The organism is Streptomyces dengpaensis, assembly GCF_002946835.1.
Lineage (GTDB): Bacteria > Actinomycetota > Actinomycetes > Streptomycetales > Streptomycetaceae > Streptomyces > Streptomyces dengpaensis.
On sequence record NZ_CP026652.1, the window covers coordinates 4,912,508 to 4,931,468 of the forward strand.

At 70.6% G+C, this 18,961-nt stretch carries 16 protein-coding genes; 10 read left to right on the forward strand and 6 right to left on the reverse strand.

Annotation, left to right across the window (positions count from 1 at the left end; all coding sequences use genetic code 11):
* Positions 1–102 precede the first annotated feature (102 nt).
* Positions 103–2,430: an outer membrane protein assembly factor BamB family protein gene (locus C4B68_RS22835; protein ID WP_099504141.1), complete on the forward strand. Its 2,328-nt coding sequence runs from the start codon at positions 103–105 to the stop codon at positions 2,428–2,430.
* A gap of 249 nt (positions 2,431–2,679) precedes the next feature.
* Here C4B68_RS22835 and C4B68_RS22845 read toward each other — a convergent pair whose 3' ends face one another.
* From C4B68_RS22845 to C4B68_RS22855, 3 genes are read right to left on the reverse strand one after another with little or no spacing between them, the layout of a single operon-like run.
* On the reverse strand, positions 2,680–3,459 hold the full coding sequence (locus C4B68_RS22845) for an enoyl-CoA hydratase/isomerase family protein (RefSeq protein WP_099504145.1): 780 nt from the start codon (positions 3,457–3,459) through the stop codon (positions 2,680–2,682).
* Complete coding sequence (locus tag C4B68_RS22850; RefSeq protein WP_099504147.1) at positions 3,456–3,881, reverse strand: Zn-ribbon domain-containing OB-fold protein; 426 nt, start codon at positions 3,879–3,881, stop codon at positions 3,456–3,458. The genes C4B68_RS22845 and C4B68_RS22850 overlap by 4 nt, the downstream gene beginning before the upstream one ends.
* Before the next feature lies 1 nt (position 3,882).
* Complete coding sequence (locus tag C4B68_RS22855) at positions 3,883–5,031, reverse strand: lipid-transfer protein (protein ID WP_099504149.1); 1,149 nt, start codon at positions 5,029–5,031, stop codon at positions 3,883–3,885.
* A 103-nt stretch (positions 5,032–5,134) separates the two neighbouring features.
* On the opposite strand from C4B68_RS22855, the gene C4B68_RS22860 reads away from it, so the two are divergent.
* The 3 genes from C4B68_RS22860 (at position 5,135) to C4B68_RS22870 (ending at position 7,513) form a co-directional block, all read left to right on the forward strand.
* Positions 5,135–6,715: a FadD3 family acyl-CoA ligase gene (locus tag C4B68_RS22860; RefSeq protein WP_099504151.1), complete on the forward strand. Its 1,581-nt coding sequence runs from the start codon at positions 5,135–5,137 to the stop codon at positions 6,713–6,715.
* Positions 6,716–6,783: 68 nt separating this feature from the next.
* Complete coding sequence (locus tag C4B68_RS22865) at positions 6,784–7,068, forward strand: type II toxin-antitoxin system Phd/YefM family antitoxin (protein WP_099504153.1); 285 nt, start codon at positions 6,784–6,786, stop codon at positions 7,066–7,068.
* Positions 7,061–7,513, forward strand: coding sequence for a PIN domain-containing protein (locus C4B68_RS22870; protein ID WP_099504155.1), 453 nt, complete (start codon positions 7,061–7,063; stop codon positions 7,511–7,513). Before C4B68_RS22865 ends, C4B68_RS22870 begins: the two co-directional genes overlap by 8 nt.
* 29 nt (positions 7,514–7,542) lie before the next feature.
* Here C4B68_RS22870 and C4B68_RS42035 read toward each other — a convergent pair whose 3' ends face one another.
* From C4B68_RS42035 to afsR, 3 genes are all read right to left on the reverse strand, one after another.
* Complete coding sequence (locus C4B68_RS42035; RefSeq protein WP_167459143.1) at positions 7,543–7,689, reverse strand: hypothetical protein; 147 nt, start codon at positions 7,687–7,689, stop codon at positions 7,543–7,545.
* 182 nt (positions 7,690–7,871) lie between these two features.
* Positions 7,872–8,102, reverse strand: a complete 231-nt coding sequence (locus C4B68_RS22875) for a sigma-like protein (RefSeq protein WP_099504157.1) — start codon at positions 8,100–8,102, stop codon at positions 7,872–7,874.
* Between the two features lie 205 nt (positions 8,103–8,307).
* Entirely contained in the window at positions 8,308–11,265 is a 2,958-nt protein-coding gene (gene afsR, locus C4B68_RS22880) for an SARP-family global regulator AfsR (RefSeq protein ID WP_099504159.1), read from the reverse strand.
* Positions 11,266–11,505: 240 nt separating this feature from the next.
* On the opposite strand from afsR, the gene C4B68_RS22885 reads away from it, so the two are divergent.
* From C4B68_RS22885 to C4B68_RS22910, 6 genes are all read left to right on the forward strand, one after another.
* Complete coding sequence (locus tag C4B68_RS22885; protein WP_099504161.1) at positions 11,506–12,747, forward strand: amidohydrolase family protein; 1,242 nt, start codon at positions 11,506–11,508, stop codon at positions 12,745–12,747.
* Positions 12,744–13,667: an LLM class F420-dependent oxidoreductase gene (locus C4B68_RS22890; RefSeq protein WP_099504234.1), complete on the forward strand. Its 924-nt coding sequence runs from the start codon at positions 12,744–12,746 to the stop codon at positions 13,665–13,667. Before C4B68_RS22885 ends, C4B68_RS22890 begins: the two co-directional genes overlap by 4 nt.
* A 10-nt stretch (positions 13,668–13,677) precedes the next feature.
* The gene (locus C4B68_RS22895; protein ID WP_099504163.1) at positions 13,678–14,454 is read left to right on the forward strand and encodes an SDR family NAD(P)-dependent oxidoreductase; all 777 of its coding nucleotides are present in this window, start codon (positions 13,678–13,680) and stop codon (positions 14,452–14,454) included.
* Positions 14,455–14,556: 102 nt separating this feature from the next.
* Entirely contained in the window at positions 14,557–15,675 is a 1,119-nt protein-coding gene (locus C4B68_RS22900) for an LLM class flavin-dependent oxidoreductase (protein ID WP_099504165.1), read from the forward strand.
* Between the two features lie 46 nt (positions 15,676–15,721).
* Complete coding sequence (locus tag C4B68_RS22905) at positions 15,722–17,455, forward strand: N-acyl-D-amino-acid deacylase family protein (RefSeq protein ID WP_099504167.1); 1,734 nt, start codon at positions 15,722–15,724, stop codon at positions 17,453–17,455.
* Positions 17,452–18,903, forward strand: a complete 1,452-nt coding sequence (locus tag C4B68_RS22910; protein WP_099504169.1) for an aldehyde dehydrogenase family protein — start codon at positions 17,452–17,454, stop codon at positions 18,901–18,903. Before C4B68_RS22905 ends, C4B68_RS22910 begins: the two co-directional genes overlap by 4 nt.
* Positions 18,904–18,961 lie beyond the last annotated feature (58 nt).

Below are 18,961 nucleotides of genomic sequence, written 5' to 3' on the forward strand. Positions count from 1 at the left end.
AGAATCGGGGTGCGTGCCGCCATGGCGGTGCGGTGGTGAGACGCTGCACGGGGTCGCGTTCACATGTGGATGACGCGGCCCGTACGGGGAGGTGGCAGGCAAGTGGTGGATCAGCTGACGCAACACGATCCGCGGCGGATCGGGCCGTTCGAGGTGCTGGGGCGGCTGGGTGCCGGCGGCATGGGGCTGGTCTATCTCGCGCGCTCGGCGTCCGGCCGGCGCGTGGCGATCAAGACGGTCAGGACGGAACTCGCCGAGGACCAGCTGTTCCGGGTCCGCTTCACACGGGAGGTGGAGGCCGCGCGGGCGGTCTCCGGCTTCTACACGGCGGCGGTGGTCGACGCCGACCCCCGCGCGGCCGTGCCGTGGCTGGCCACCGCGTACGTGCCCGCGCCCTCGCTCGAGGAAATAGTGAACGAGTGCGGGCCGCTCCCGGCCCAGGCGGTGCGCTGGCTGGCGGCAGGCGTCGCGGAGGCGCTGCAGTCCATCCACGGCGCCGGGCTCGTCCACCGCGACCTGAAGCCGTCGAACGTGCTGGTCGTCGAGGACGGGCCGCGGGTCATCGACTTCGGTATCGCGTCCGGCGTCTCGAACACCCGTTTGACCATGACGAACGTCGCCGTCGGTACGCCCGCGTACATGTCACCCGAGCAGGCGAAGGACTCGCGCAGCGTGACCGGCGCGAGCGACGTCTTCTCGCTCGGCTCGATGCTCGTCTTCGCCGCCACGGGGCACGCGCCCTTCCATGGGGCCAACCCCGTCGAGACGGTCTTCATGCTGCTCAGGGAGGGCCCGGACCTGTCGGGGCTGCCCGACGAGCTCAGGCCGCTGATCGAGTCCTGCATGCAGATGGGGGCGACGGGCCGTCCCAACCCGGCCGACCTCCAGGCCCAGCTGGCACCGCACCTCTTCGGCTCCGGTTCCGACGACAGCGGTACGGCGTCGGCGTGGCTCCCCGAGCGGGCGGTGGCCCTGATCGAGGCGCGCCGCGGCGGCCGTCCGCCCGTGAAGCCGCAGACGGGGAGCCGTAGCGGCGGGGGGCGCGCGGTCGTGCCTCCGCCTCCCTCGCACGCCCCCGTGCCCGTAGGGGCGCCCGACAGCGGTCCCGTACGCCTCGCGGGCGCGCAGGTGCCCATCGGCCCCGGCCCGCGCGTCGCGGACGCCCGCGCGGCCGCCGTGAAGGCGCCTCCTCCGGAAGCCGGGCTCGCGGCGTCCTGGTCCCGGCCGCGCCCCGGCGTGAACGGCGCGGACCCCGCGCCCGCCGCACCCACGGTCGCGCCCCCCATGCCCGACTCGCCCTCCGGCTGGCGTCCCTGGCGCTTCCGTATGTCGAACGATGTCTGGGGTACGCCCTCGGTCGCCGACGACCTGGTCTACGTCACCTCCTTCGAGGTCCACGCCCTCGATGTCGCGACCGGCCGGCGCCGCTTCAAGACGCGGGACGTGGCCTGGTCGATGGCGGTCGCGGACGGCCGTATCCACGCTTCCGACGGGCCGACGCTCTTCGCGCTGGACGCAAGGGAGGGAGCGGACCTCTGGCGGCTCTCGACGGACGCCTGGGTGTATTCGTTGAAAGCCGGGCACGGGACGGTTGTCACCGGCACGCGCGGCGGCGGCGTACAGGCCTGGGAGGCCTCCAACGGCCAGAAACTCTGGGAGATCACCGGCGCCCAGACCGACTTCGAGTCCCCGGAGGCCGGGCCCGCCCTGCACGACGGCACGGTGTACGTCTGGAAGGACGCCCGCCTGCGCGCCCTGGAGGCCCGTACCGGCGAGGAGCGCTGGTCGTACCCGATCGGCGACGCGGCGTCGTGCGGGGGAGTGCCGGTGTGGATCGCGTCGGCTCCCGACGGATACGTGTACGTCACCGCGGGCACCCGGGTCCTGGCCATCGACGTGGCCAGCGGCCATGTCCGCTGGCACTTCGAGGCACCCGCCGTCTTCCTCTGTCCGCCCACCTTCGCGCCGGGCCCGGCGGTGACGGGCGGCGGCGTGTATCTCGCCGACTACCTCGGCACGGTCTACGCCCTCGACGCCACCGACGGCCGCGACCGCTGGCGCATCGCCACCGAGTCCCGCGCCTCGGTCGAGCCGGTGCTGGTGGCCGCCGGGCACGTGCACGTCGGCAGCGGCAAGGGGCTGTACACGCTGGACGCGGTCACCGGTACGCCGAAGTGGCGGTTCCAGGCCGGGGGTGACCTCGTGGGCGCCCCGGCCGTGGCCGACGGCCGCATCCACTTCGGGTCCACCGACCACCTCCTCTACACCCTCAAAGCCGACGACGGGCGACTGCGCTGGAAGCTCGCCACGGGTGGCGAGATCACCGGCGCCCCGGTGGTCAAGGACGGCGTCGTGTACGCCTGCAGCAAGGACCGCTGCGTGTACGCGCTGGACGCGGAGAAGGGAACGGGGACGGCACGGACGACGTGAGATTCTCAGCCCGTCCGGCGCCTCCCCATCCCCGGGCGGCGAAGGTTTCAGCCCGTCCGGCGTTCGAGGACGAGGCCGTCCAGGCCGAAGCGGGGGTCTGGGGGCGGCAGCCCCCAGGGACGATGGGGGTCCCCCCGCTCTGGGGGTACCTCCCAGGCTCTGGTCGCCTCGGTGGACGCATGCGACCTCGGCCCGAAGGCCACACCGGCGAGTTGAGAGGCGGAGGAGCGGGCCGGGGAGGGGGCCGGATCACCGTACGCGGTACTCCCGCCCCCTCCCGCGGAACAGCTCCTCCTGGCGCCGTGCGGGAAGATTCCCGAGAGAGATGAGCTGGGGCGCGTGGGCGAGGGCCTGCGCGCGTGCGGCCTCCTTGGCCAGCCACAACGCCCGCACGGTCCCCTGCACGGCCTCCGCCGGATACGAGGCGATCACGCCGGCACACGAGACGGCCGCCGCCAACGCCCCACCGTCCGGCGCGAGTTCCGACACCAGCCCCACCTCATACGCCCGCCGCGCGGACACCCGCTCGGCCGTCCCCATCAACGCCATCCGCGCCACCTCCCCGAACGGCATCCGCTGCGCCATGGAGATGGACTCGTACGCGCTGACCATCCCGTAGGTGGTGTGCGGATCGAAGAAGGTCGCGCTCTCGCCGGCGACGACGAACTCCGACTCCCCGAGGAGATAGAAGGCGCCCCCGCAGGCCATCCCCTCCACGGCGGCGATGACGGGCTTCCACAGGTCGTTCGCCTTCGGCCCGATCGCGACGAGCGGATCGTCCACCATGTAGGGAGAGTTGGGCTGCTGCACGACCACGTCCCGGTCGATCCCCGTGCAGAAGGCCCGCGTGCCCGCCCCGGTGATGACGAGGGCCCGTACGGTGTCGTCGTACCGGAACTCCCGCCAGGCGACGGCAAGTTCGGCGGCCAGGTCGAGATCGATGGCGTTGAGCTTCTCGGGCCGGTCGAGGGTGAGGACGGCGACCCCGGTGTCCTTGTCGGCGGCAACGCGCAGGCCTCCACCACTCATGGCCGCTCCAGGACCCAGCGGGGTACGGACACACCATCGCTGTCCGTGAAGACCACCTGCACGCGCGCCCCGATCCGAATCCGTTCCGGGGAAAGGGAGTTGAGAGGCTCTCCGGGGCCACTCACCAGATTCCCCACGAGCCGTATCCTCGGCGCCTCTACCAGCTCCACCACGATCGCGTTGTACGGGGCCTGCTCCGCGTAGCCGGGAAGCAGTGGGGGATGCGGGATGACGTACGACCACACGCGCCCCCTCCCGCTCATCCTGCGCCACTCGCTCGCGAAGGAGCGGCAGTGCGGGCAGCAGGGCCGGGGCGGAAAACGGAGCTCGCCGCAGTCGGCGCACGCCTGGACGCGGAGTTCGCCTTGGGCGGCGTACTGCCAGAAGGGCGCGCCGTCGTCGTCGACGACAGGTGTCAGCATCTCAACTCCTCAGGAGAAGGGCGGAGGTCGGGACCCCTTCCCCCGCCGTGACCAGGCAGGTGGCGGCCCCGGGCACCTGCGCGGTACTGGTGCCCCGCAGTTGCTTCACGCCCTCGTTGATGAGGTTGAAGCCGTGGACGTAGGCCTCGGAGAGCCCGCCCCCGCCGGTGTTGATGGGCAGCCGCCCTCCCATCTCCAGCGCGCCCCCCTCCGTGAAGGCCGCGCCCTCGCCCCTGCCGCAGAAGCCGTAGCCCTCCAGGGACAGGGGTATCAGCGGCGTGAACGCGTCGTAGATCTGCGCCACATCCACGTCGTCCGGCGTGAAGTCGGCGTGTTTCCACAGGTGTCGGGCGGCGGTCCAGGCAGGCCCGGTGAGCGGGTCGTCGTTCCAGTAATTCACCATGCCGTGGTGCTGGGCGGGCAGCCCCTGGGCGGCGGAGTGGACGTACACGGGCCGTTGCGGGCAGTCCCGGGCCCGCTCGGCGGACACGACGACACATGCCAACGCGCCATCGGTCTCAAGGCAGTTGTCGTAAAGGCAGAGGGGCTCGCTGATCCACCGGGAGGTCATGTACATCTCCCGGGTGAGGGGCCGCTCGTACATGATCGCGGCGGGGTTCTGGTTGGCCCTGTTCCGGCAGGCGAGGGCGACATGGAACAGGTGGTCCCGTGTGGCCCCGTACTCATGCATGTAGCGGCGTGCCAGCATGGCGATCTCGTCGGCGGGCCGGAGGAGCCCGAAGGGCCGGGTCCACTGGGCCGGGGTGGGCAGTTGGGAGGCCGTGTTTTTCCACGGACGCGGCCCGGACCCCCTCTTCCGCGACCGCCAGGCGACGCCGACCGTCGCCTGACCGGCGGCGATGGCGGCGGCGAGATGCGCGACGGTGGCGCAGGAGCCGCCGCCCCCGTACCCGACCTTGCTGAAGAAGGTGAGGTCGCCAAGACCGACGGCCTTGGCCACCTCCACCTCGTCCGTCTCCTCCATGGTGTAGGAGGCGAGCCCGTCGACTTCGGCGGGCGCGATCCCGGCGTCGTCGAGGGCGGCGAGGATCGCCCGGCAGGCCAAGGCCTTCTCGGACTCGGGGAGTTGCTTGGCGAAGGGGGTCTGCCCGATCCCGACGACGGCTGTGGCGTCCTTGATCCCTGGCATGCGTCGTACACCTCCGCAGACGTCCTGATGCTCCCGGTGGCTGACAGGGCGTCAGGCTACAGCTAATCTGACGGGTAGTCAGCTAGTGGGCGGGAGGTCGGCTGTGCGCGGAGACCTGGAGTGGGGCAGCATCCCGGGACTGGTGCGGTCGGCGGCGACGCGCTTCGCCGGCCGCGAGGCGGTCGTCGAGGGCCGTACCCGTATCTCGTACGAGGAGCTGGGCGCCCGCGTCGAACGCGCGGCGGCGGCGTGCATGGCGAGCGGGGTGCGCAGGGGCGACCGCGTCGCCATCTGGGCCCCGAACACCCTCGACTGGATCGTCTCCGCCCTCGGCGCGGTGTCGGCGGGGGCCGTACTGGTCCCCCTGAACACGCGCTACAAGGGGAGTGAGGCGGCGTATGTCCTTGAGCGGAGCCGGGCGCGCCTGCTCTTCGTGACGGGAACCTTCCTGGGGACGTCGTATGTGGCGTCCCTGCGCCGAGCGGCGGGCGACGGCCCGGGAGAGGGTCCTCTGCCCGGCCTCCCGCACCTGGAACAGGCGGTGGTGCTCGCGGACGACGCCCCCGCCGGCTTCCGTACCTGGAAGGACTTCCTGGCGGGCGGGGAGGGGGTAGGGACGGCGGAGGTACTCAGGCGGGAGGCGGCCCTGTCCGGCTCCTCCCCCTCGGACATCATCTTCACCTCGGGGACCACGGGCCGCCCGAAGGGCGTGGTGATCACCCACGCGCAGACGCTGAGGGCGTACGAGGTGTGGAGCGAGCTGGCCGGGCTGAGGCGGGGCGACCGCTACCTGATCGTGAACCCCTTCTTCCACACCTTCGGCTACAAGGCGGGCATCGTGGCCTGCCTGATGCGCGGGGCGACGATGATCCCGCAGCCGGTGTTCGACGTGGATACGGTGCTCGCGAACGTCGCGTCGGAACGCGTCTCGGTCCTCCCCGGCCCGCCCACCCTCCACCAGTCGTTGCTGGACCACCCCTCCCGGGAAGCGTACGACCTCTCGGCGTTGAGGCTGGTCGTGACGGGCGCGGCGGTGGTGCCGCTGCGCCTGGTGGAACGCCTGCGCTCGGAACTCGGCGTGGGCACGGTCCTGACGGCGTACGGCCTCTCCGAGGCAAGCGGCATCGTCACGATGTGCCGCCGCGGCGACCCACCGTCGGTGATCGCCTCGACCTCGGGCCGCGCGATCCCGGGCACGGAGATACGGGTCGACGCACCCCTCGGCTCGCCCGGCGATGTCCTGGTCCGCGGCTTCAACGTCATGCGCGGTTACTACGAGGACGAGGCGGCGACGGCGGAGGTGCTGGGGGAGGACGGGTGGCTGCGGACGGGGGATGTGGGGGTGACGGACGCCGACGGCAATCTCCGCATCACGGACCGCATCAAGGACATGTTCATCGTCGGCGGCTTCAACGCGTACCCGGCGGAAATAGAGCAGCTGCTGGGCCTGCATCCCGATGTGGCGGACGTGGCGGTGATCGGCGTCCCTGACGGACGCCTGGGCGAGGTCGGCAAGGCGTTCGTGGTCCGCCGGGCGGGTGCCGTCGTGACGGCCGACGACCTCATCGCGTGGTCGCGACGGGAGATGGCGAACTACAAGGTGCCGCGGGTGGTGGAGTTCGTGGGGGAGCTACCGCGGAACGCGAGCGGGAAGGTGGTCAAGGGGGAGTTGCGGGGGTGGTGAGGGGGCCCGGGGCTACCGATGCATCGGCGCGCCAGGCGAGGGTGTAGAACGCGTAGTACGCTCGCTGTATGGGCAGTAACAGGGAAGTCCCGCTCCGGGAGCTCAATCAGCAGACCTCGCGCGTCATGGCCCGCGTCGAGGCGGGGGAGACGGTCACCATCACCAAGGACGGTGTGCCGATAGGGGACATCGTTCCGCACGGGGTGCGAGGCGGGGTTCGCACGGGGCGGCCCGCGTATGCCTTCAGGACCGACCCCATGGGGCTGCTCGACCTTCCTGACCTGGGCGGACCGGCGCTGAGCGACGACGAGATCGACGAGACGCTGCGAGGAATGGGCGCAGGTAATGACTGAGGTCGCCGTGGCCATCGCCGACACCAACGCGCTCTACCGCCTGTTCACGCCGAAGGACCCGCGCCATGCCGCACACCGCGAGGCTCTCGCTCAGGTCGGTCATCTCGTCGTGTCGCCTATGGTCCTCACCGAACTCGACTACCTGCTCACGGAGCGGGTGGGCCCCAGAGCGTCGATGAACGCCCTGGACTTCATCGCCGGCCAGGCGGAGGCGCGGCGCTTCGAGATGCCGGACGCGGCGCCGCACCTTCGTGGCGCGATGGCGGTGATGCGTGGCTATGAAGACGCCGGAGGCGGCAAGGGAGTTGGGCTCGCGGACGCCATGAACGTGGTCCTGGCGGCCGCCTTCCAGACCACCTCGATCTTCACCACGGAGCGCCACTTCCGCATGATGCGGCCCCTCACGGGGGAGGGGGCGTTCCGGCTTCTGCCGGGTGACATCTGACGTGTGCGGCCCCATCGGTGAGGTGCTTGTCAGGGCTGGTGGCTGTCCAATGGGGCCGCGACCGTGTCCTGCGGGCTCACCGGCACGCTGTTGTCGGCCAGCGCCGGGCTCGCGGCGGCGGCGGTGGCGCCCAGTACCAGGGCGATGGTGGCGACGATCTTCTTGGTGCGGGTCATCTCGGCTCCTGTTGGGGAGGGGACTTCCGAACACCGAGTGACGCTAGCGTCAGGGGGGACGATTGTTCGAGTCAGTCGAACGGCTCCCGCCATGGATCGACCTGAACCTCCCCCTTGACACGCCTCGGCCGCGACGGCTCCCCCTCCGCGCCGCCGCGGCCGATCCCCGTCGGGATGGAGGTCTACTTGTTGTCCAGGTCCAGCGCCGGCGGGACGGGTGCGTGGCTGTCCAGGGTGGTGATGGCGTCCCCGCTGGGGGGGACGGGCGCGTGGCTGTCCATCGTGGTGATGGAGTCCCCACTTGGCGCGGGCGCGTGACTGTCATCCGTGGTGGCGACGGCGTCCGCGCTGGGCGGAACGGGCGCGTGGCTGTCCAGGGTGGTGATGTCCTCGTTCTTCTTGGCATCGCTCATTGCTGAGAACTCCCATGGAATTGAAGGTCTTCTGTACGGAGCGCCCGTTCGGCAACTCCCCCGTGGGTCGCCGAACGGGCGCTCCTGGGCCGTTCACCATATAAGTGAGGCCCACGCCGATCCGTCTGCCCCCCGACGCGACGGCTCGATGTACCGAGACTGGCAGTTGCCCATAAACGTTCGATGAACGCCGCCCGGTACCGCCTCAGGCCGCTGCGATGGGGTTGAGGAGGCTGCGCAGTTCGGCCGCCTCGGGCGCCCCCGACTGCTCATGAATGGTGAGCGCCTCGTTCCAGCAAGCCCGCGCGCGGTCCACTTGCCCCAGACCTTCGAGCGCCCTTCCGAGGAGGGTGAGCACATTCGCGCGCATCCAGTCGCCGCCGATGCAGCCCGTGCTGAGAGCCTGCTCGGCGTGCTGTGCCGCCTTGGCCGGCCTGCGGGCGGCTAGGTGGACCTGAGCGATGCGGAAGTGAGTGGTTCCTTCCCAGAGGCGCTGGCGGTTCTCGATGAAGATTGTGAGGGCTTCCGTCAGCTGTTGCAGTGCCTCGTTGCCGCGGCCCGCGTAGCCGAGGGCGATTCCGAGGGCGTACCTCGCGTTGGCGAGCCGGACAGTCAGGCCCAGCTCGTCGTAGATCGCAATCCCCTGTTGGACGAGTTCTATCCCCGCCGAGGTGCGGTCCATGGAGACGAGGACACGTGAAAGGTTGCACAGGGCACTCGCCTCGCCGGGGCGGTTGCCATCGGCGCGGAAGGAGTCGATCGCCTTGAGGAGATGGGCTTCGCCGGCGGCGTGCTCGTTCCTGCAGATGGCGATGATGCCCAGCTCGTTGGGCGCGTTACCGCTGGTCCAGGGATCCTTGGCAGCTTGGCCCAGTGCAGTGGCCCGCTCGGCCTCTTCGGCGGCTTCGTCGAAACGCCCCGCCGTGCTGAGCACTTGAGTGAGCGTGACTCGACAACGGCCCGCAGCGTGGGCGTCGCCCAGAGCGTCCGCGGCGTCCCGCGCGGCTCTGGTCGCGGCTTCATAGGTCAGCGAACTGGCACCGGATTCCGTCAAGTCCTTGGCTGCCAAGAGGAGATCAACCCCTCGTCGCAACGTTTCCGGCCCGAGGGACTGCTGAACGCACGCCAGAATGCAAGCCGCCTCGGAGTGCAGCCAGTCCAGCGCCTTCCCATCATCGCTGAACTCCTGGCCAGGGTGCCGGGTTACCTCAAGGTGATCCACGGTCCGGTCCCCAGGGCGCTCAATGGCGTACACCCGTGCCGCCGTAGCCAAGTAAAAGTCCAGCAGTCTGGACATAGCCGCACCCCGCTCACCCGGCGGCTGCTCATCCCTCTCCGCACAAGCACGCGCGTAGAGCCGCACCAAGTCGTGGTACCGGTACCGACCAGGAGCCGCCGACTCAAGCAGCGACATATCCACCAGGGACTCCAGCAGATCCTCGGTGTCATCCACCGGAAGATCCAGCACAGCCGCCGCGGCCGCCAGCGAGATGTCCGGCCCGTCCGCCAGCCCCAGCAGACGGAAGGCGCGGGCCTGGGCCGGTTCCAGCTGGCCGTACCCCAGCTCGAAGGTCGCCTTGACCGCCAGGTCGCCGGCCTGCAGTTCGTCCAGGCGGCGGCGCTCGTCGGCCAGCTTGGCCGCGAGTACCGATACGGTCCACGTACGGCGCGCGGCCAGGCGTGACGCCGCGATGCGGATCGCCAGGGGGAGGAAGCCGCACGCCGCCACCACGTCCAGGGCGGCTTCGCGCTCGGAGGCGACCCGTTCCTGGCCCACGATCTTCGTGAAGAGCTGGAGTGCCTCCTCGGGGGACATGACGTCGAGGTCGACCAGATGCGCGCCCGCCAGGTCCACCATCCGCACCCTCGACGTCACCAGCGCCGCGCAGCCCTCCGTCCCCGGCAGCAGCGGACGTACCTGCGCCGCGTCCCGCGCGTTGTCCAGCAGGACCAGTACCCGGCGGCCGTCCAGGACCGAGCGGTACAGGGCCGACCTCTCCTCCAGGGAGTCCGGGATCGCCGGGTCCGCCGTGCCCAGGGCGCGAAGGAACGCGCCCAACACCGTCTCCGGCTCCGCAGCCCGCGACCCCGCGCCCTGCAGGTCCACGTACAGCTGCCCGTTGGGGAACGAGCTCCGCGCTTGGTGTGCCACATGCACCGCCAGGGTCGTCTTGCCCACGCCCCCGATCCCGGCCAGCGCCGAGACCGCCATGACGCGGCCTTCGGCGGAGGAGGCGGAGGCCAGGACGTCGCTCAGTTCCTGGACGAAGGAGGCTCGGCCCGTGAAGTCAGTGACGGTCGCGGGCAGTTGAGCGGGGCGGACCGGGGCCGCGGCGGGTTCGGCCGCCGGGGCGGACGGTTCCGCCAGGCCCGGGTCCGCCTGCAGGATGCGCTGCTGGAGTTCCTTCAGGCCCGCCCGAGGGTCCACCCCCAGTTCGTCGGCCAGCAGGCGTCGCGTGTCCGCGTACACCGCCAGGGCCTCGGCCTGGCGGCCGCTGCGGTACAGCGCGAGCATCAGCAGTTCGCGCAGCCGCTCGCGGAGCGGATGCGCCGCCGTCAGCGCCGTCAGCTCGGAGACCGCCTCCGCGTGGCAGCCCTGCTCCAGGTCCATGTCCAGCCGAGATTCAAGGAGTTGGAGGCGCCATTCCTCCAGGCGCGTGCGCTGCCTCTCCGCGTACGGGCCCGGCACGCCCGCCAGCGTCTCGCCGTCCCACGTGCCGAGCGCGTGGCGCAGCAGCTCGCGGGCCTTGCAGAGATCCCCGGTGTTCCGCGCCTTCTCCGCGTCGGATGCCCGTTCCTGGGCCTCGGCGAGGTCCAGCGTGCCGACGCCCGGGGTCAGGCGGATCGCGTAGCCGCCCGACTCGCTGACCAGGACGTTGGTTCCGAGTGCCTTCCTCAGGCGCGACGCGTACGTCCGTACGGCGGCCAGTGCCTGGGACGGGGGCTCTTCCCCCCACAGCGCGTCGATGAGCTCGGATGCCGTCGCCGTGCGGCCCTCGCGGAGCAGGAGTGCGGCCAGCAGGGCGCGTTGCTGCGGGGACCCCGCAGGCAGGGGATTCTCCCCGCGCCAGGCGCGCACCGGCCCGAGCACGCCGAAGCGCAGCGCCGCGGGCTCCTCAGAGCCGGGACGCGACTGCTCCGGTACTCGCGGCACATCGTCCATCGCTGCCCCTGCCGAAACCCAACCGAACCCACCGAACCGTCAGTACAACGAGGCCAGTTTGCCTTGTTCACGGCGGATGCGTCAGCCGTGCGAGACAGCGATCACAGGGCGCCGCACGGTACACCACAACGTCCTCACATGGTCTCCCCACACTTTCGCGCAGGTTCGCTCGGCCGTAGCCGCCAAAGCCCCGCATCGCAACAGCTGACGGACCGTCAGATCGGCGCTACCGTGACCCGTATGGAGACCACCAACACCCCTGCCGCCTTCCCCGACATCATTTCCGTGGACGACCACACCGTGGAGCCGCCGGACGTCTGGCGCGACCGCCTCCCGGCGAAGTACCAGGACACCGGGCCCCGCATCGTCCGCGCACCGCTGAAGGAAATGACCTTCCTGGGCGGCAAGTTCGCGCCCGTCATGGGCGTCCCGGGCGACGACGGGCCCATCGGCGACTGGTGGGTGTACGAGGATCTGCACCGGCCGCTCACCCGCCTCGACACCGCCGTCGGCTACAGCAGGGACGAGATCAAGCTCGACATCATCACGTACGAGCAGATGCGACCGGGTTCGTACGACGTCCCCCAGCGTCTCGCCGACATGGACGTCAACCACGTCCAGTCCGCGCTCTGTTTCCCCACCTTCCCGCGGTTCTGCGGGCAGACGTTCACCGAGGCCGAGGACCGTGAGCTGGGACTGCTGGGGGTCAAGGCCTACAACGACTGGATGGTGGAGGAGTGGTGCGGGCCGGCCGCCCGCGGTCGTCTCATACCGCTCACGCTCGTCCCCCTCTGGGACCCCGTTCTTGCGGCGGACGAAGTACGCCGCAATGCCGCCCGTGGCGTACGCGCCGTGGCCTTCTCCGAGATACCGCCGCACCTGGGGCTGCCCTCCGTCCACACCGACGACTGGGACCCGTTCCTCGCCGCGTGCGACGAGACCGGCACGGTCATCGCCATGCACATCGGGTCGTCGAGCCGCATGCCGTCCACGTCCGCCGACGCCCCGCCCGCCGTCGGCTCCACCATCACCTTCGCCAACTGCTGTTTCTCGATGGTGGACTGGCTGATGAGCGGGAAGTTCGAGCGTTTCCCGAACCTCAAGGTGATGTACGCCGAAGGTCAGATCGGGTGGATCCCTTACATCCTCGAACGCGCCGACGTGGTCTGGGAGGAGAACCGCGGGTGGGGCGGCGTCGCCGACAAGGTCCACCGGCCGCCGTCCGAACTGTTCGCCGACCACGTCTACGGCTGCTTCTTCGACGACGCCTTCGGCCTGCGGAACCTCGACGCCATCGGCGTCGGCAATGTCCTCTACGAGACCGACTACCCCCACTCCGACTCCACCTGGCCCAGGTCCAGGGAGGTCGGCGAGGCGCAGATGGGGCACCTGGAGGCCGACGTTGTGGAGCGGATCGTACGAGGTAACGCCATCGAGCTGCTCGGGCTGACGGAGGACGGCCTGTGGGACGGCGCCCCATGAGCCTGCTCTACGGGATGCAGCTTCCCGTCCAGTCGCAGAGCACCCTGTACGCCGAACCCTGGGAAGCCGGCGCCGGTCCCGCCGACCTCGTCGAGATCGCCCGCGCCGCCGACCGCACCGGCTTCGCGTACATAGCCGTCTGCGACCACGTCGCCATCCCGCGCCGTCTCGCCCCCGCGATGGGCACCATCTGGTACGACCCCGTCGCCACCCTCGCCCACCTCGCTGCTGTGACCGAGCGAGTACGGCTGCTCAGTCACGTCGCGATCGTCGGGCTGCGGCATCCGCTCGTCACGGCCAAGCAGTACGCCACCCTCGATCACCTCTCGGGCGGACGGCTCATCCTCGGGGTCGGCGCCGGGCACGTGGAGGAGGAGTTCGAGGCGGTCGGGGTGGACTTCCGGCAACGGGGAGCAGTGCTCGACGAGTCGATCGACGCGCTCAAGGCGGCCCTCGGGCCTGATGAATTCCCTGTCCATCACGGGAAGTTGTACGACTTCGAAGGGCTCGGGCAGCGGCCCCGGCCCGTGCAGGAGCGCGTGCCCGTGTGGGTCGGCGGTTCCTCGCCCGCCGCCGTACGCCGGGCCGCCGTCAAAGGGGACGGCTGGCTGCCGCAGGGCGATCCGCGCGACCGGCTGCCCGCGCAGATCGCCCGGCTGCGGCGCCTGCGCGCCGAGGCAGGTGTCGAGGAGCCCGTGACCATCGGCGCCATCACCGAGCCGTTGTACGTCGGTGAGCCCTGCTGGCGCGTCGGGCGGCGCACGATCCATGGCGCCCCCGAAGCCCTCGCCGAGTCGCTGCGGGCGTACCGCGCCATGGGTGTGCACCAGATCCAGGTGCGGTTCCGCAGCCGCGGTCGTACCGAACTCACCGACCAGATCGCGGCGTTCGGCTCGGAAGTCGCACCCCAACTCGACTAGGGAGTCAGCCATGGGCAAGCTGGACGGACGCGTCGTCCTCATCACCGGTGCGGCGCGCGGGCAGGGTGAGCAGGAGGCGCGGCTCTTCGCCGAGGAGGGCGCCGAGGTCGTGGTGGCGGATGTGCTCGACGACCAGGGGGAGACCCTCGCCAAGGAGATCGGCGCGCGGTACGTCCATCTCGACGTCGGTCAGGAGGCCGACTGGCACACGGCGGTGGCGGTCGCGAAGAGCGCGTACGGCCGCATCGACGGGCTCGTCAACAACGCCGGCATTCTCCGCTTCAACGCCCTCCTCGACACGCCCCTCGACGAGTTCATGCAGGTCGTGCAGGTCAACCAGGTGGGCTGCTTCCTCGGGATCAAGTGCGTCGCACCGGAGATCGCCGCGGCCGGGGGCGGCACGATCGTCAACACCGCCTCGTACACCGCGATGACCGGCATGGCGGCGGTGGGCACCTACGCGGCGACCAAGCACGCGATCCTCGGGCTCACCCGGGTCGCCGCCATGGAGCTGGCCCGCCGGCGGATACGCGTCAACGCCATGTGCCCCGGCGCCATCGACACCGCGATGTCCAACCCGGCCCAGCTGGACCCCGGCGGGAACGCCGAGGACATGCTCAAGGCGCTCGACGAGCTGTACGGCAAGCTCGTGCCGCTCGGCCGGATCGGGCGCCCGGAAGAGGTGGCCCGCCTCGCCCTCTTCCTCACCGGCGAGGACTCCTCGTACATCACCGGGCAGCCGTTCGTGATCGACGGGGGCTGGCTGGCGGGGGTGAGCGTTCTCTGACGCAGCGTCAGGTATTGACGCTCCCTGTGCGCGGTGGAACAGTCGGCGACAGATGGAATCTGACGGTACGTCAGAGGAAAATACTGGGGACGGTGAATCTCCTTGGAATTCGGGCTCTTTGTACAGGGATACGTGGGCAAGCGGGCCGAGACCGATCCGCTCGCGGAGCACAAGGCGCTGATGGAGGAGACCGAGTACGTCATCCAGGCGGACAAGTCCGGCTTCAAGTACGCCTGGGCCTCCGAGCATCACTTCCTGGAGGAGTACTCCCACCTGTCGGCGAACGACGTCTTCCTCGGCTATCTGGCGCACGCGACGGACCGCATCCACCTCGGCTCCGGGATCTTCAACCCGCTGGCCCAGGTCAACCACCCGGTGAAGGTCGCCGAGAAGGTCGCCATGCTCGACCATCTCACCGAGAACCGCTTCGAGTTCGGCAGCGGGCGCGGCGCCGGCAGCCACGAGATCCTCGGTTTCCTCCCCGGCATCACCGACATGAACTACACCAAGGAGATCTGGGAAGAGACCATCGCCGAGTTCCCGAAGATGTGGCTCCAGGAGGAGTACGCCGGGTTCCAGGGCAAGCACTGGCAGCTCCCGCCGCGCAAGGTGCTGCCGAAGCCGTACGGGACGTCGCACCCCGCCATGTGGTATGCCGCCGGGTCGCCGCCCTCGTACGCCATGGCCGCCCGCAAGGGACTCGGCGTGCTCGGCTTCAGCGTGCAGAAGGTCGCCGACATGGAGTGGGTGCTCCAGCAGTACAAGACCGCGATCGTCGACGCCGAGCCGGTCGGGGACTTCGTCAACGACAACGTGATGGTGACGACCACCGCCATCTGCGCCCCGACGCACGACGAGGCGATACGGATCGCGGTCGGCGGCGGGCTGCACTACCTGCCCTCCCTCGTCTTCCGCTATCACGACACCTTCCCGCGCCCCGAGGGCTTCCCCGTCTGGCCGGAGACGCTGCCCGAGTACAACGCCGAGTTCGTCGAACTCCTCATCGAGGAGGAGCTGTTGATCTGCGGCGACCCGGACGAGGTGCTGACCCAGTGCAAGCGCTGGGAGCAGGCCGGGGCCGACCAGCTGAGCTTCGGGCTGCCGGTCGGGGTGCCGAAGGAGGAGACCCTCCAGACGATCCGGCTGATCGGCGAGCACGTGCTTCCGAAGATCGACACGGATCCGGTGCATCGGACGACCCGGTTCCGGCAGTCCGCGTAGCAGTCCGCAGTCCGCGTAGCAGTCCGCACAAGGGGGTGCTGGGAAGATGCTCGACCATCTGGTCAAGGGCGCGACCGTCGTGGACGGCACGGGCGCGCCCGCGTACACCGCGGATGTGGGGATACGGGACGGACGCATCGCGGCCATCGGTCCGCACGTCACGGAGGAGGCCCGGTCCGCCGAGAACGCGCACGGTCTCGTCCTCGCCCCCGGCTTCGTCGACCCGCATACCCACTACGACGCCCAGCTCTTCTGGGACCCGTACGCCACCCCGTCCCTGAACCACGGGGTCACGACGGTCGCGGGCGGCAACTGCGGGTTCACGCTCGCCCCCTTGAACCCGGCAAGGCCCGAAGACGCCGACTACACGCGCCGCATGATGTCCAAGGTCGAGGGCATGTCCCTGGTCGCCCTGGAGGAGGGCGCGCCCTGGAACTGGCACACCTTCGGCGAGTACCTGGACGCCCTGGAGGGGCGGATCGCCGTCAACGCGGGCTTCATGGTGGGGCATTGCGCGCTGCGGCGGTATGTGATGGGCGCGGAGGCGGTGGGCGGGCAGCCGACCCAGGAGCAGCTGGGCGAGATGCTCGCGCTCTTCCACGAGGCGATGGACGCCGGTGCCTGGGGGCTGTCCACCACCCAGTCCTCCACGCACTCCGACGGCGACGGGAGGCCGGTCGCCTCCCGGCACGCGAAGCCCTCCGAACTGCTCGCCCTGGCGAGGGCCGTGGGGGAGCACGAGGGCACCCAGATCGAGGCGATCGTGGCCGGGTGTCTCGACCAGTTCAGCGACGCCGAGATCGACCTGTTCGTGGAGATGAGCGCGGCGGCGGGCCGCCCGCTCAACTGGAACGTCCTGACGATCGACGCCGCCGTCCCCGGACGCGTCCCGCGCCAGCTGGAGGCGAGCGAGCGCGCCCGCAAGGCGGGCGGCCGCGTCGTCGCGCTCACCATGCCGATCCTCACGCCGATGAACATGTCGCTCGGCACCTTCTGCGCGCTGAACCTGATCCCCGGGTGGGGGCCGATCCTGGGGCTGCCCGTCCCTGAGCGGATCGCCCGGCTGCGTGACCCGGACGTACGGGCCGAGATGCTGCGGCAGGCCGAGAGTAAGGAGGCGGGCGTCTTCCGGCGGCTCGCCGACTTCGGGCGGTACGTCATCGGGGACACGTACAGCGCGGCGAACGAGGGCCTGACCGGGCGGGTCGTCAAGGACATCGCGGCCGAGCGCGGCCAGGAGCCGTTCGCGTGCCTCGTCGAGATCTGCACCCACGACAACCTGCGTACGGTGCTGTGGCCGATGCCCACCGACAACGACCCCGCGTCGTGGGCGCTGCGTGCCGAGACCTGGCAGCACCAGGACGTCCTGCTCGGCGGCTCCGACGCGGGCGCCCATCTGGACCGCATGTGCGGAGCCCCGTACACCACCCGGTTCATCGGCGACTGTCTGCGCGGCCGGAAGCTGGTGACGCTGGAGCGGGCCGTGCAGATGCTGACGGACGACCCGGCGCGGCTGTTCGGGCTGCGGGAGCGCGGGCGTATCGAGGAGGGGTGGCATGCCGACCTGGTGCTCTTCGACCCGGAACGGATCGACGCCGGCAAGGCCACCCTGGTGCACGACCTGCCGGGCGACAGCCCGCGGCTCGACTCCAAGGCCGTCGGCATAACGGCGGTGTGGGTCAACGGAGTTGAGGCCATCCGGGAGGACACGGTGACGGGTTCCGTGCCCGGGAAGGTGCTCCGCTCCGGGCGGGACACGCGGACGGTGAGCACCACATGAGGGACGGGCAGCGCTTGTTCATCGGCGGTTCGTGGGTGGTGCCCGACCACGGCTACTACGAGGTGATCGACCCGGCGACCGAGGGTGTCGTCGGTCTGGCTCCGGAGGCCTCGCGGGATCAGGTGCACGCGGCCGCCGCGGCGGCCCGCGAGGCCTTCGAGGCGTGGTCGCGCACTCCTGCCGAGGAGCGCGCGGCGGTACTGGCCCGCGCGGCGGACGTCATCCAGCGCCACTTCGTCCCGTACGCCGAACTCGCCCAGGCCGAGAGCGGCGCGACGACGGCGACAGCGCGCGGCATGCAGGTGGGGGTCGGGGCGGCCCGCTTCCGCCGGTACGCGAAGGTCGAGCCGGCGGAATGGGCGCTGCCACCGCAGATCAACGAGGCGGGCCCCTTCGGCAAGGCGGCCGTGATGGGCGCGCTGGCCGTACGCCAGCCGGTGGGCGTGGTCACCTGCGTCACCTCGTACAACAACCCCTGGGCGAACCCGGTCGGCAAGATCGCGCCCGCGCTGGCCATGGGCAACACGGTGGTGGTGAAACCGGCACCCCAGGATCCTCTGTCGGTGTACCGCATGGCGGAGGCCCTGGAGGCGGCGGGCGCTCCGCCGGGCGTGGTGAACGTGGTCAGCGGTTCCGGGGCGGAGGCCGGCGAGGCCGCGGTCGACTGCGCCGACGTCGACATGGTCAGCTTCACCGGCTCGACGGCGGTCGGACAGCGCATCGCCGAGGTGTGCGGGCGCGGCATGAAGCGGCAGTTGATGGAACTCGGCGGCAAGGGCGCGGCGGTCGTCTTCGACGACGCCGACCTGGAGTCGGCGGTGTCGGGGATCGGCACGACGTTCTCGTTCTACAGCGGGCAGATCTGTACGGCGCCGACGCGGGTGCTCGTGCAGCGGGGCGTGCACGACCGGCTCGTCGGGCAACTGGCCGAGTACGCCGGGCACTTGAAGGTGGGCGATCCGCGGGAGCGGGGGACGGTCGTCGGCCCGGTCATCTCGGCGGCCCATCGCGACCGGGTCGAGTCGTACGTCGAGCTGGGGCGGAAGGAAGGCGCGCGGGTGGTCGTGGGCGGCGTACGCCCCGCCCTCTCCAGCGGCTTCTACGTCGCCCCGACGCTTCTCGCGGACTGCGCCCCGGACATGCGGGTGGTCCGCGAGGAGATCTTCGGCCCGGTCGTCGTCGTCCTCCCCTTCGACGACGAGGAGGAGGCGATCACCCTCGCCAACGACTCCGACTACGGCCTCATCGACTACGTCTGGTCCAGCGACATCGCCCGCGCCTTCCGCGTAGCGCGCCGGCTCCGCGCAGGCGGCGTCGGCATCAACACCGTCGGCCGCAACATGGAGGCCCCGTTCGGCGGCTTCAAGAAGAGCGGGGTCGGCCGCGATGTGGGCTCGTACGCGCTGCATGCGTACAGCGAGGTACAGGCGGTGGTGTGGCCGGGGTGACGCGTGCCGACCCCGCCGACCTCGTCACCGCTCCCCGGCGTACCGCCGTCGAGTGGGT

What these genes read in the sequence shown, in the direction of transcription:
- C4B68_RS22845 (WP_099504145.1), bottom strand. Translation starts at nt 3,459, where the DNA reads ATGAGTGGTGGAGGCCTGCGCGTTGCCGCCGACAAGGACACCGGGGTC.
- C4B68_RS22850 (WP_099504147.1), bottom strand. Translation starts at nt 3,881, where the DNA reads ATGCTGACACCTGTCGTCGACGACGACGGCGCGCCCTTCTGGCAGTAC.
- C4B68_RS22855 (WP_099504149.1), bottom strand. Translation starts at nt 5,031, where the DNA reads ATGCCAGGGATCAAGGACGCCACAGCCGTCGTCGGGATCGGGCAGACC.
- C4B68_RS22865 (WP_099504153.1), top strand. Translation starts at nt 6,784, where the DNA reads ATGGGCAGTAACAGGGAAGTCCCGCTCCGGGAGCTCAATCAGCAGACC.
- C4B68_RS22870 (WP_099504155.1), top strand. Translation starts at nt 7,061, where the DNA reads ATGACTGAGGTCGCCGTGGCCATCGCCGACACCAACGCGCTCTACCGC.
- C4B68_RS42035 (WP_167459143.1), bottom strand. Translation starts at nt 7,689, where the DNA reads ATGACCCGCACCAAGAAGATCGTCGCCACCATCGCCCTGGTACTGGGC.
- C4B68_RS22875 (WP_099504157.1), bottom strand. Translation starts at nt 8,102, where the DNA reads ATGAGCGATGCCAAGAAGAACGAGGACATCACCACCCTGGACAGCCAC.
- afsR (WP_099504159.1), bottom strand. Translation starts at nt 11,265, where the DNA reads ATGGACGATGTGCCGCGAGTACCGGAGCAGTCGCGTCCCGGCTCTGAG.
- C4B68_RS22885 (WP_099504161.1), top strand. Translation starts at nt 11,506, where the DNA reads ATGGAGACCACCAACACCCCTGCCGCCTTCCCCGACATCATTTCCGTG.
- C4B68_RS22890 (WP_099504234.1), top strand. Translation starts at nt 12,744, where the DNA reads ATGAGCCTGCTCTACGGGATGCAGCTTCCCGTCCAGTCGCAGAGCACC.
- C4B68_RS22895 (WP_099504163.1), top strand. Translation starts at nt 13,678, where the DNA reads ATGGGCAAGCTGGACGGACGCGTCGTCCTCATCACCGGTGCGGCGCGC.
- C4B68_RS22905 (WP_099504167.1), top strand. Translation starts at nt 15,722, where the DNA reads ATGCTCGACCATCTGGTCAAGGGCGCGACCGTCGTGGACGGCACGGGC.
- C4B68_RS22910 (WP_099504169.1), top strand. Translation starts at nt 17,452, where the DNA reads ATGAGGGACGGGCAGCGCTTGTTCATCGGCGGTTCGTGGGTGGTGCCC.